Genomic DNA, 13,215 nt, shown 5'->3' with positions numbered 1-13,215 from the left:
CACTCAAAAACCAAACCCTAGCCATAGACACTCGCCATTAACCTATAACAAACCTTTAATATTAATTGCTATTGATTATCATGCATAACAATGCTGGCAGCGTTACGGAACTTGATTCAGTTACTGGGCGATTTGTCCTCTATTTGGGGTTAGAAGTGAGTGATTGCGTTATTGTTGCGAGCGATAGATCACACCTTGATCTCTGGCCGCACGACGGTGAGATCAGGCCACAACTGCAACCAACGCTTACTGTTAATACGCCGATCAAAATCAATCGGCTTAAGACGATCAGGGTTCATGGTGATGTTCTTTCTGAACAACACATCGACCCCAAAAGGAGCCACCAGCTCTACCTGACCAGAAGACGATAACCGAGCCCCTATGGCTGTTTCTAGCTCGACCCAATAGCTCATGGCGTGACTGGTTGACCGATAGGGTGCATCACTATTACGGTGATGCATACGAGCTTGATTCTTAACAGACCATGGTAAAGTAGAATGAGAAGTCAGCTCATCTTCAATACGCTCGTCTGCTTCAACACTGGTGTTTACTGGGTCAAAATAGATTAAGTCCAGATCGTTCAATGGGGTCGTGTCTTCATAACCATGGAGCTTATCCCAGACTAAATTTCTCACAAAACCAGCCCCGATACACCAATCATTCAGTCCAACTTGCTGGGCGATTTGTAAAGCTTCCATACGCATTTTATCTTGCTCAAGCCAAGCAATTACCTGCTGTTCATGATTCACGACGACTTCCCCTCTAGAGGATATGATAAGCACAACCGAGGGAGTAAGATAGAGAAGCAAGCCATAAGAAAATCCACGTCTTATTTTGAATAAATTATTTGGAGAGATTATCTTTTTATTGAGCAAACATCAACAATCATAGATCTCTAACTTTTTCTTATATTATACGACGCATTAAAAATCATTTTCTAACGCATCGCATAATAAAGAAATGTAATTTAAAGCTTATCCTACAATCGGTTTAAGCTTAGAAAGCGAACCTTGTTTCAACCAATTTGACTGAGCTAATACATTATCCAACCCATAATAATGACCTGCATTTTTTACAGCCAACATAATTAACACAATGGCATAGATTATATGTGAATCAATAATGAAATTATGGTGATCAACAACATATGGAAAATCCATGTTTGCCATCCAATACATGCATAGAACCAAAGCCCCAAAAGGCGCACTAATACGGACAAACAAACCAAAAAGCAAAGACAAACCAATCGCTAAGTGACCATAAGCCACCATAAACGACACAATAGGGGCAATGACGGGCCCGGTGAAGTAAGAGAAGAAACCATGAAAAGTCTTCGTACTGTTTAAAAAACCAACGATACTAAAATTGGGGTCAAATACTTGATGAGAACAAGCATATAAAAACGTCCAAGCCATCCCTAAGCGTAAAGCAAGCAAAAAACGTTTATCGATTACATTAGACATATCAACACTCCTTTTTAAATTTCGTGATGACAGTATATTTATATTGAAGTTATAGAATATTGACACAAATCAGTTTTTGACATGGAATAAAAAGTATCTTTTATGACAATTTAAATTGATTAAATCAACCAAAAATACCTAATTTAATTTTAATAAAAAGAATATCATCTTATTAGATGACAAATTCTTAATTGCAATAGCTATATAAAAACTCACATATAAAACTGACCGATGATTTTTATTAAGTAAATATTGCTTTATCACTAACATACTCATAAAAAATACTTGTCTAGATAAATATAGAAAGCGCTATTCCTCAATGCACCATACTTCTTTGATGCAATCCGTTACAAAGCCGACCGTCTGACAATTTCTACTGCTTACACTGTCTGGCATAACATCGGTTAATAGCAGGCTAGCGCCCTGCTCAATTGCATCTTCAATGCGGGCATGGAGCAAAGCTGTCTGGCAACCTTTCCCTCTAAACGCTTCTTGTGTATAAGCATTCGCCAGTGTGGCCACTTCTCCATCCATGAAGGTAGTTGCCCAAGCACAAGGCACGCCATCCATACGGGCAACAAAACAACGGAACGTATCAGTGCAATATAAATGGCGCTTTGCTTGCCAAACCTCTGTCGTACATTGTAAACCGGAGGTTTTTAGCAGCGCCAAAAAATCATCAGCTTTATCGCTTTCCCATCGCTCAATATTGATGGTGTTTGAATGAGAGGGTAATGATTGACCGCTCTTGGGGAGTAAATACAAAAACTCATGTAAAAACTCTTGATGAAACCCCTTACTCTGCAAAAACGAATGAATCTCCGCATTCTGCGCTTTTGGTTCTAGACTGATTTCAGGAGAGAATTCAGAGCCATATAGGTTTAAAATTTGTTCTAGCTCGTCTATTTTACAAACATCATGGATCACAATTTGGTTATCATAACGACGCGTTTTATCCACATAAGCGGTAACATCGTCCGACACAATAATACTAAGATCACTCGGCAACGTCGTAGATAAAGTACGTTCATTGTTAAAACGAAAATACGACGTAAAAGCGGCGCTTGCTGTTTGAGAGTTCATTCATTTCCTTATTGTTAAACAGTATAATCAAAAGCACCATCAGCCTTTCAGAATTCAATTTTATTTGACTCTGAAAGACTGACGAGTTCTATTATTAGCAGCCGTAATGTTCGCCGATATAAGCTTCGAATTGCTCACACAATTTCTGGTCTGACTCTTGGTTCGAAGCCAATTCACGCTCCCCATCGACCACACGAATACTGGCATTCAAGGAAGCAGGAGTCACTAATTCACGCTGTGCAAGACGAGCCATTTTCTCTTGCTGAGCTTGCCAAGCTTGCTCAACCGTTAAATTACATTCGTCCGCCAAATATTTCGCGTTAAACCCTTCGCCAGTGAGCGCTTTAATCGTCTCATTATGAGTTTGGCTATTACCGCATTGCCAGTAATGCATGGCTAACAGCGGGCCAATTTGTGGGTTATCACTTAGATAACCAAACTTCTCTAAAAAATAAGCACGAGTTTGGTAGACCGCCATATGCGCTAATAAATAACCATGATATGCACAGGCGGACTCATCCGAGAGCAAATGGGGAATAGACAATAGTGGTCGAGGACTGCAAGCAAGCCCTAAAACTCTCTGTTCACAATCGCGAGCCAATTGGATAATACGCTCTGGTATTAACTCCTCGTCATCAAGCTGATAAAGCGCCCTTTCAAAATAGGGTACCACTAAAATACTACGTTCTTCATAGGCTTTAAAAGGTTGGCTACTGGTCACCATGGCTTTGATTACATCATCAGGAATAACATGGCCTTGTGCGTCTTTCGCATACGTTTTTAACCAGTCGGCATCGTTCAGTAGGCTATCGCAAAACATTGATTGGGTTTCCGCATAAGCCATTGAGGTTGGTGCAAACTCTTGCGAGAAACAAGGCGCATTCATTTTGACGTTAGCAAAATGTGCTGCGTGACCTCCTTCGTGAAATAAGGTATTGATGCCATCAAAGCCGCTGCCCATTTGGTCTGGTTTGGCATTACTGGTGAAGTTGACTTTACTTGCTACCCATTTGCCTTGATCGTAGAAAGCCGGAATCGGCGCGTGGCAGAATCCATTAGGGTATTTGCCTTTACGATCTAATAAATCCAAGGTTAACTCAGCACCAGAGTAATCAATATTAAGACGCCCGAAAGACTCTACCCAACGGCGCAGTGATTGAGAGAACGGCACATACGGATCCAACTCACGCATAGCGTCGCCTGCATAAGCGTAAGAAAAGTTATGACCTAATAGTGCAGACTCTCCCTTCTCTTCAGCCAACGTTCGTAAACTCTGTAAGTGGCGATCACGCGTGCGCCGCTCAAAATCGTCTAGAATGACAAACAATTCATCACTGGACATATGCTCGCCCTTGCGGACAGAGTAATCAAAAAAGTTGTCAAACCCTAAAGAGCGAGCAAACTCATTGCGCCGTTTCACCAATTCAATAAAGCCATTTTCCAAGACCCATTGCTCTACATCCAACAAGGCTTGATGAGCACTTTGACGTACCGCTTCATTGCTATTGGTATGAATCACCGAGCGAACCGACACTAACGAGGCTTCTACCGCCTGCCCCTTTTCGTCTTGATAGGTCATCACGTGCTGCTGCTTTTTCTCAAACAGTTGCGCTTCAAGTTTAATCAGTCGATCTTTTAGCGCTTGCGCGTCTGGAGAGGAAATCCCATGCGCATCAAACATCGCCAGCCACCCCTGTAATCCAGCCATGGTCTGTGCTTTTTCGTCACTGTCAGCGATGGCTTCTGCCGCAAGAAGCTGATCCTTTACCTCATCAATACGCTTGGCATCGCTTAAAAAATTTGTCCACTTTGTTTGGGCCTGTGAGGCCCCCTCGTTATCATCGCTAATGCCCATATAAGTGTCCCAGAAGAAATCTTCTTTCACACGATGGATACTAAGATAATCTTGATTAAGCTGATTTAGATAGTCAGTTGATGTCATGGTAGTCCTTAATAAAATGGATGCATCGGTAGCTGCCGCCATGTCTCTTTTCGATTCTAGATTAAATAAACAAACGGTACATGTACGTGACAGCCAACAGTTACCGGATATTCATTTTGACATAAAAACCAGCCTGTCGACCTTTCTAAATTATGTCTGTACCGCATTATCTTTCGGTTGATGATAAAAGCTTCAAGATTTTGTCATTAAATCGTCATCACATAGCAAGTAACATACACTTTTATTCCTTAATGTTCTGATGAAGTAGTATGCCAATGAAAGGTCAACTCCCGCGCTCCAACAGTCTTTTTGTGATAATGCCAAAGATGCTTGGTATTCGAAGCGTAAACGCCAATAGAAAAGTGAATTTGATCAGGAAACAGATCTACACACTAAGCTCTCTACTCCTAATCGCTTCACCAGTTTCAGCCGAAAGCTTTGTCGTTCCAGGCGCCTCAGGCCAACAAACCGTCTCAGGTCAGGATACAGGGACTATTAATGCAGGAGCAACATTAACGGGTGGTAAGCCAGTGATTGACTGGAATGGCAATGCAACTGGCAAAGGCATTGTTATCACCAATAAGGGCACCATCGATGGCGACAAAGGACGAGCCATTGATACCTCTAGCAATGCATCTGGCGCTTTTCAACTCGATAATGATAATACGGGTACCATAACGTCCAGCAAGTCAGACGCTATTCGGATCAACAATCCATTTGAAAATGGCTCTTTTACCATTAATAATTCTGGGATCATTACCTCTGGTGGTAGTCAAGCCCTCGACTTTGACTCGGCCACCTCGAATACCGCAAAGATTACCATCAACAATAATGGTGGGACCATTCAATCGTCTTCTTCTGATGCAATTCGCTTAGGGTCTGGTACCATTGACATCACCAATTCGGGGACAATAAAAAGCACATCGTCAGGTGATAGAGCCATCAGTTTTGATACAGACAGTAATTTCGATACCTTAAAATCACTTACTCTCACCAACCAAGCGGGTGGAGTCATTGAAGGCTCTGACGATGCATTAAAAATCAAATCGACCGCCAATAGCACTGGCTCAGCAATAGTGAACATTGACAACGCTGGCACCATCACCTCAAGTAAAACGGGCCAAGCTCTTGATCTGGCAGATATCACGTCAACAAATGCCCAAGTTACCATTACCAACCGAGCAGGTGCGACCATTTCAGCGGCTAATAATAATGCCATCAAGGGAGGTAAAAACACCACCATCAATAATAGCGGCACCATTTCTTCCTCTTATGCGGATGGCGACGCCAGCAGCCAGAATAATTCCGCTATCAGAATCGATGGCGGTGATACAGGCGCCTTCAGTGCCACCATTACCAACCAATCCAATGGCGTTATTTCAGGCGCCTATCACGGTATCAAGGCATCAGGATTAGAAGACAACTTAACCGTGGTCAATCAGGCTGGTGGAACCATAATCGGTAAAAACGGCTCTGGGGTGAACTCCAATGGTACAGGTACTGTGACCAATTACGGTGAAATCACAGGATCGTTTGATAACGCGGCCACATTTGGCGACGGCGATGGTATCGACTTCGACAAGGCTGGCACCATCAATAACTATGGCACTATAAAAGGCTTAGGCTCCAAAGGTGTCAAGGATGGCGAAACCAAAACAAGTACCAGCGAAGCCATTGCCATCGGTGGCGGCACTATTATCAACGGTACAGCGGACAACACCAGCGCCCTAATTTCCGGCGCTAATAATGGTATTCTCGATGACAATAGCGATAACGGCGATGCCTTCGAAGCTCTGTCTGTTACCAACTATGGCACGATTACAGGCCTCGATGGCTTTGGTATTAAGATGGTCAACTCAGCCGGAACATTCGCGAATACCATCATCAACTATGGTACTATCACTGGCACAAACTTTGCCGTTGCAATGGGAAATGGTGATGATACATTCGTCTACCAAGATGGCAGTTCCGTCACTGGCAATGTAGACGCTGAGGGCGGCACCGATACATTCAAGCTAGGGGAGAAGGCCGGCACTTTTGACCTGTCCTTACTCGGTAATACTGCGACCTATCAAAACTTCGAATTATTAACCTTCGCTAGCGACTCCACTTGGACACTGTCAGGACAAAGTGATTTTTCCGGCAACACTAACATCACAGATTCAGCCTCCGTTACTTTAAACAATGCTTCTTTAGCATCCTCTTCTGTTTCTATCGCCAACGGCACGTTAACAGGAACGGGGACCGTGGGTTCGACTGTGATCAATAATGGCGGCATTCTAGCTCCGGGCAGTGCAACCACGCCAGGTACTCTAAACATAAAAGGCACAGCCGATTTCAAATCGGGTTCGACTTACCTAATTTATGTCACACCACCTAACAATGTCAGCCAAATCACCGCAACGGATGAAATAAGCATTGATAGCGGCGCAAAAGTAACTATCAAGGCTCAAAATGCCACTTATGAGAAGAATAAAAGCTACGAAATTATGCGTTCCGATGTGGGCATTACAGGTAAATTTTCAAACAAAATAGACACCGATGCCGCCTTCCTCAAACCCGTACTCGACTATCAAAATAAGCAAATAAACCTAACCTTAGTCTACGACGATGGCTCCAGTTTTGTATCCTATGCCGATACGCCCAACCAAAAAAGCACAGCCAGCGCAATACAATCGCTGGGGCAAAACAACCCTGTGTTTGACGCCTTTATCGCGTTGAAAAAAGCCGATGTTGCGACAGCCTATAATGCGGTATCAGGCGAAGCTCAAGCCTCAACCAGCTCTGCCATCACTCAACAAAGCAGTAGTTTGCGTACCGTCGTTAATACGCGCATTGCAGCACGAGCATCGTCAGGTCGCTCTTCATCCTCTATCGCTGAACGTCGACTCAGAGCACTTAGCCATATACAACTAGCCTACGCAGAACAGGTAGACTACGCAGCACAAGTCACTTCTGGACAAGAAAAATTTCACCCAAAACCAATCAACGTTTTTGCGTTAGCCAATAACCTTGAGAAAGCGCCACCATCTTCATCCTTTTGGGTGCAAACCTATGGTGGTTGGAATCACACCAATGGTCAAAACAACGCCGCTGACATCAAAAGCCGAATGGGAGGATTGGTGATAGGCACAGACAGCATGATCGGCAAACAAACTCGTCTTGGGGTGTTCACGGGCTACAGTCAAAGTACCTATGATGTTGATGCACGATCTTCTTCCGGCAAAATACACACTTATGATGTGGGTACCTATGCCAGCACAGGGTGGGGGGCCTGGTCAGTAAACGGCACGCTCGCCTATTCTTTACACCATGTGAACAGCACACGCCACGTTATTTTTTCGGGCTTTGACGAGAATATTAAAGGGGATTACCACTCTGGTTCCTTTCAAACTTTTGGCGAAACCCGTTACCGTTTTACCTTCAGTGATGTGAAGATTGAGCCCTTTTTAAGTGCTGCCTATGTACACACGGGATCGGCCAACTTTACTGAAACAGGAGGCTCATCAGCCTTGAAGGTATATGACCCACAGGACGATAATTATTACACGACATTGGGTTCTCGCCTATTTAATACCACAAGCTTTAATGAACACAATTTAACATCCTACTTAGCACTTGGCTGGCAACACGCTTATGGTAATTTATCCTCTTCTTCTACCATGCGATTTGCCAATTCAACGGCAGGTTCTAGCTTCCAAGTCTATGGTCCTGCTGCCGACCGTAATACAGCGCTTCTCAACGTAGGCTTCGATTACGGCCTATCAAAAAGATCCTCTATCACTCTAGACTACGGCGGTAAATTCTCTTCTCACTCTACGAATACCGTTATTTCAGGGAAATTTTCCATGGCGTTTTAAAACCAAGTCCTTTCAAACAGTGAGTCTATTAGAGGCCTTTGCACGAAATCACGAGCAAAGGCCTCTATTTCTCTTTGTATATAGCCAATCTAATGCATGAGTCTACAAAGATATTACACAACTTATCGACATAGGAAACAGACAAAACAATATTCCGAATCCCCTTTGAATTCGTCACATCTGCCTTGTCGAACATAGTCGACTCAACACAATAAACTGGACTATTAGCGCTACCATAAGGATTACTTTTCGATAAATGGCGGATTAACCATGAATGATGAATCTTTAGTTGCTTTAGACAAACAACACCTTATCCATCCTGTGATCAATTATCATGCCCATGAAAAACGTGGCGTCACCATACTTGAGTCGGGACAAGGCGCGTATTTAACAGATAGCCAAGGCAATGTACTGCTTGATGCGTTTTCGGGACTTTGGTGCGTTAATACGGGCTATGGACAAGATAGTGTTGTACAGGCTGGCGAAGCACAAATGCGCAAATTACCCTATGCAACAGGGTACTTTCATTTTGGTTCAGAACCCGCAATCAAGCTTGCCGCTAAATTGGTAGAAATCACTCCTGTCTCCTTGCAGCATGTTTACTTCACCATGGGAGGTTCCGATGCCGTTGATTCTGCGATTCGTTTTATCGTTAACTACTACAACTCCACTGGCCAACCCAAGAAAAAACACTTTATCAGTATTGAACGCGGATACCATGGTTCATCGTCACAGGGGTCAGGCTTAACGGCTCTGCCTGCATTTCATCGTCACTTCGATGTGCCCCTGCCTAATCAACACCGTATTCCTTGTCCTTATGCTTACCGCAGTTCACAAGACACAAGCCCTGAAGGGATTATTGCTGAATCTGTTGCGGCACTAAAAAGCAAGGTGGAAGAACTAGGTGTCGACAATGTGGCGGCCTTTTTCTGTGAGCCAGTGATCGGCTCTGGCGGCGTCATTGTACCACCGAAAGGCTGGCTAAAAGCCCTACAAAACTGCTGCAACGAACTCGGTATTTTGTTCGTGGTAGACGAAGTCATTACAGGTTTTGGCCGTACTGGCACCATGTTTGCCTGTGATGCAGAAGATGTCACCCCCGATTTAATGACCATGGCAAAAGGCCTCACTGCAGGTTATGCGCCCATGGGAGCGGTAATGATGAGCGATGCGGTTTATCAAGGCATTGCTGATGGCTGTGGTCCAGATGCCCCCGTTGGTCACGGTTATACCTATTCAGCTCACCCTGTCAGCGCCGCCATTGCGCTGGAAGTGATTCGACTTTATGAAGAGGGTTTATTAGCGAATGGACAAGTCGTCGCTCGACATTTTGAGGCAGGATTAGTGGCCATGCTTGATCATCCACTGGTAGGCGATGCCCGTAGCCGAGGTTTGCTCGGAGCGCTCGAATTGGTTGCGAATAAAAACAGCAAAGCACGTTTTGATCCAGCACTGAAATTATCTGAACGCATTGCCACAGCAGCCTACAAAAACGGCTTAATTTTTCGCGCCTTCACTGATAACGTTCTTGGCTTTGCGCCAGCGCTATGTTATACAAAAGAGGATTTTGATATTTTATTTGAGCGCCTAAAACGCACACTTGATGAAGTGTTAGAGCAATCTGACGTACGTCTTGCTTTGGGCTGAAAAAAATCGCGGTGCATCAATAGATGACGCACCGCGCACAACTTGCTAGCATATCAAATATGTAACCATCTAAAATAACTGGAGATTTTGATGAATTGTGCGCCGAAATTGGATCGTATTGATATTCGAATATTGAGCCATTTACAGCGCAACGGTCGAATTTCCAACGTCAATCTAGCCGACGCCGTCGGTTTATCCCCAAGCCCTTGCCTAACCCGAGTCAAACGCTTAGAAAAAGCAGGCTACATCATGGATTATGGCGCTCATATTCAGCTGGAAAAACTGGGGACAGTACAACGTGTTTTCACTCAAGTGACGCTAACGGACCACAGACCGGATCATTTTGCGCAATTTGAAGCCTATATTCGCAAAGTCGACGAAGTGCAAGAATGTCACTTAGTTAGCGGTGGATTTGATTATCAGCTCACCTTCCTTACTCGCAATGTTGTGCACTATCAAACCGTCATGGAAGATCTGCTCGATAAGAATATTTTTATCGACAAATACTTCAGCTATATTGTCATCAAATCCCCCATTGTTAAAAAATATTACCCTATTGATAAGTTGTTTAGCCCAACGGAATAAGCACCACGGCATAAGCTTCTGAATCTTCAATTAAAAACACGCATTCCTGCGATTTGCAGGGTGTATTAGGCACATTTTCCTGCATTCGCTCATCTACAATAGAAACTCGTATTTACCATAATATCTATGAGGTAGCAGGCACATGATTTTGACTCTAAAACGTCCCGATCTCATTCGTAGAAAGAATTTCATTAACGGGCAATGGCAACCAAGCATCCTAAACGAATCTTATCTTGTTAATAACCCTGCTACAGGCCAAAACTTTGCACAAGTCGCCAATAGCACAGCGCAAGACGCCACTCTAGCAACCAAAGCCGCCTACGAGGCATTTGAAGATTGGCGCAACCAAACCACCAAAGTACGCTCACAATTTTTACTCCGCTGGCATCAATTGATTCTCGATAACGCGGAAGATTTGGCTCGTTTGATGTCTCTGGAACAAGGTAAACCACTCGCCGAGGCCCGTGGCGAAGTCGCCTATGGGGCTTCCTATGTTGACTGGTTCGCGAGTGAAGCGTTACGCACTTATGGCGATATTATTCCCGAAACGGTTTCGGGCAAACAACGCTTGGTCGTCAAAGAAGCCGTTGGCGTTGTGGCAGCGATTACTCCGTGGAATTTTCCGCTGGCGATGATTGCTCGTAAAATCGCCCCAGCCCTTGCCGCTGGCTGTACCGTCGTGGCCAAACCTGCCGAAGACACACCCTTAACCGCCCTTGCCTTAGTGGCACTGGCTGACGAGGCGGGCTTACCTGCTGGTGTATTGAATATCGTTACCTCATCTCGTGATCGAGTATCGGATGTAGTCGGCGCTTGGCTGGAAGACGCTCGCGTGCGAAAAATCACCTTCACTGGCTCTACCGCAGTGGGCAAATTGCTCGCTCGAGAAGCGGCCGCCACCCTCAAACACCTTTCTTTAGAGTTAGGCGGTAATGCACCCTTTATTGTTTTCGAAGACGCTGATATTGACGCCGCTGTAGAGGGTCTTATGGTGTCGAAATTCCGTAATGGCGGGCAAACCTGTGTCTGCCCAAACAGAGTGTATGTTCATAATCGCGTATACGATGCTTTCGCCGACAAATTGGTGACCCGTGTTGCCGCCCTGCACGTTGGCCCAAGTGATAGAGAAGAGAGCCAAATCGGCCCGATGATTAATGAGAGAGCCGTAGAGAAAATTGAACGTCATGTACAAAATGCCTTACAACATGGTGCAACCATACTAACGGGTGGCACACGCGTTCAAAATGACATCGCTTGCGGGCCTCATTATTACGCACCAACTGTATTAGCCGATGCGAATCATGATATGGAGCTAGCCCACGAGGAAACCTTTGGCCCTGTCGCGCCACTGTTTCGCTTTGAAAACGAGGAAGAGGTTATTCAAGCGGCCAACAATACTCCATTTGGTTTGGCGGGTTATTTTTATTCGAACGATATCAAACGTGTATGGCGCGTGGCCAACAAGATGCAAACAGGCATCGTCGGCATCAACGAGGGCGCCATCACCTCAGAAACCGCACCATTTGGCGGGGTAAAAGAATCGGGTTATGGCCGTGAAGGGTCACGCTATGGCCTCGACGACTACATGGAAATGAAATATCTCTGCCAAGGCAACTTAAGTTAACTATAGAGGCGTTTTAAATGAGTAATCATGATACCCACTCGGTCTCTGACACTTTGTCAGAGTACCCCATTGAAATCGATTTTCCTGACATCACTCCCTATGCGGATGGAAGCAGTGGCGTTCCCTATCTTTATACCTTCGATAGTGGAAAAGCTGGACCACATGTCATGATCAATGCCATTGTTCATGGCAATGAAGTGTGTGGCGCCATAGTGGTAAAAGAACTCATCGATCTGGGTATAGCGCCTCGCCAAGGCCGGCTCACTTTATCATTTGCCAACGCGGCAGCGTACCTTAACTTCGACCCAAATCAGCCCGATGCATCACGGTTTGTTGATCAAGACCTCAATCGTGTCTGGACCAAAGAGATACTGGACGATCTCAGCCGTGACTCTTCTGAGTTACGCCGTGCGCGCGAATTACGTCCCATCATAGACGAAGTCGATTTTTTGTTGGATTTGCATTCAATGCATGAAAAATGCCCGCCACTTTGTGTGTGCGGGCCATTAGATAAAGGGTTGGCCCTAGCCTGTGAACAGCGCTCACCTGCTTGGGTGATTCGCGATGAAGGCCACCCTGAAGGCTGCCGCCTGCGAGACTATGCCGATTTCGGAGATCCGGACAGCGAAAAGAATGCCCTCTTGGTTGAATGTGGCCAACATTGGGAAGCCTCAGCGGTGACGGTCGCTCGCGATGTGACGGCACGTTTTCTACTCTTACATAATGTTATTCAAGAAAACGATTTGCCCGCCAGCTGGTACCAACCCGTTGAACCCACCATGAATATTGTTAAGGTCACGGAACCTGTCGTCGCTTCCAGTATGGATTTTCGCTTTGCCGCCCCCTACACAGGGCTGGAAACCTTTGCCGAAAAAGGCAGCCTGATCGCTTGGCGCGATGGCAAAGAAATTCGCACACCTTACGACAATTGTGTGTTGGTCATGCCGTCACTAAGACAATTACGTCCTGGCGTTACTGTCGTTCGTTTTGGCGAACTGTGCGTTTAGATAA

At 45.0% G+C, this 13,215-nt stretch carries 9 protein-coding genes; 5 read left to right on the top strand and 4 right to left on the bottom strand.

The window, feature by feature from the left end:
• Positions 1-188 precede the first annotated feature (188 nt).
• From AC0VYG_RS04980 to AC0VYG_RS04965, 4 genes are all read right to left on the bottom strand, one after another.
• Positions 189-749, bottom strand: a complete 561-nt coding sequence (locus tag AC0VYG_RS04980; RefSeq protein ID WP_475431234.1) for a nucleotidyltransferase family protein — start codon at positions 747-749, stop codon at positions 189-191.
• A gap of 225 nt (positions 750-974) precedes the next feature.
• Positions 975-1,463 carry a DoxX family membrane protein gene (locus AC0VYG_RS04975; RefSeq protein ID WP_475431233.1) on the bottom strand — a complete coding sequence of 163 codons (489 nt, stop codon included), beginning with the start codon at positions 1,461-1,463 and terminating at the stop codon, positions 975-977.
• A gap of 309 nt (positions 1,464-1,772) precedes the next feature.
• Positions 1,773-2,546, bottom strand: a complete 774-nt coding sequence (locus AC0VYG_RS04970; RefSeq protein WP_475431232.1) for a GNAT family N-acetyltransferase — start codon at positions 2,544-2,546, stop codon at positions 1,773-1,775.
• A gap of 94 nt (positions 2,547-2,640) precedes the next feature.
• Positions 2,641-4,488: a M3 family metallopeptidase gene (locus AC0VYG_RS04965; protein ID WP_475431231.1), complete on the bottom strand. Its 1,848-nt coding sequence runs from the start codon at positions 4,486-4,488 to the stop codon at positions 2,641-2,643.
• A gap of 275 nt (positions 4,489-4,763) precedes the next feature.
• On the opposite strand from AC0VYG_RS04965, the gene AC0VYG_RS04960 reads away from it, so the two are divergent.
• The 5 genes from AC0VYG_RS04960 (at position 4,764) to AC0VYG_RS04940 (ending at position 13,211) form a co-directional block, all read left to right on the top strand.
• Complete coding sequence (locus tag AC0VYG_RS04960) at positions 4,764-8,348, top strand: autotransporter domain-containing protein (protein WP_475431230.1); 3,585 nt, start codon at positions 4,764-4,766, stop codon at positions 8,346-8,348.
• 270 nt (positions 8,349-8,618) lie between these two features.
• Positions 8,619-9,995 carry an aminotransferase class III-fold pyridoxal phosphate-dependent enzyme gene (locus tag AC0VYG_RS04955; RefSeq protein WP_475431229.1) on the top strand — a complete coding sequence of 459 codons (1,377 nt, stop codon included), beginning with the start codon at positions 8,619-8,621 and terminating at the stop codon, positions 9,993-9,995.
• Positions 9,996-10,085: 90 nt separating this feature from the next.
• Positions 10,086-10,580, top strand: coding sequence for an Lrp/AsnC family transcriptional regulator (locus AC0VYG_RS04950; RefSeq protein WP_175365306.1), 495 nt, complete (start codon positions 10,086-10,088; stop codon positions 10,578-10,580).
• 142 nt (positions 10,581-10,722) lie between these two features.
• Positions 10,723-12,204 carry an NAD-dependent succinate-semialdehyde dehydrogenase gene (locus AC0VYG_RS04945; protein WP_475431228.1) on the top strand — a complete coding sequence of 494 codons (1,482 nt, stop codon included), beginning with the start codon at positions 10,723-10,725 and terminating at the stop codon, positions 12,202-12,204.
• Positions 12,205-12,221: 17 nt separating this feature from the next.
• Positions 12,222-13,211, top strand: coding sequence for a M14 family metallopeptidase (locus AC0VYG_RS04940; RefSeq protein WP_475431227.1), 990 nt, complete (start codon positions 12,222-12,224; stop codon positions 13,209-13,211).
• Positions 13,212-13,215: the final 4 nt, after the last annotated feature.

It is taken from the genome of Marinomonas sp. 63XJN7_7_ISO-PGPR-S23-202 (genome assembly GCF_056173505.1).
This window is presented reverse-complemented; position numbering and strand designations above follow the sequence as displayed.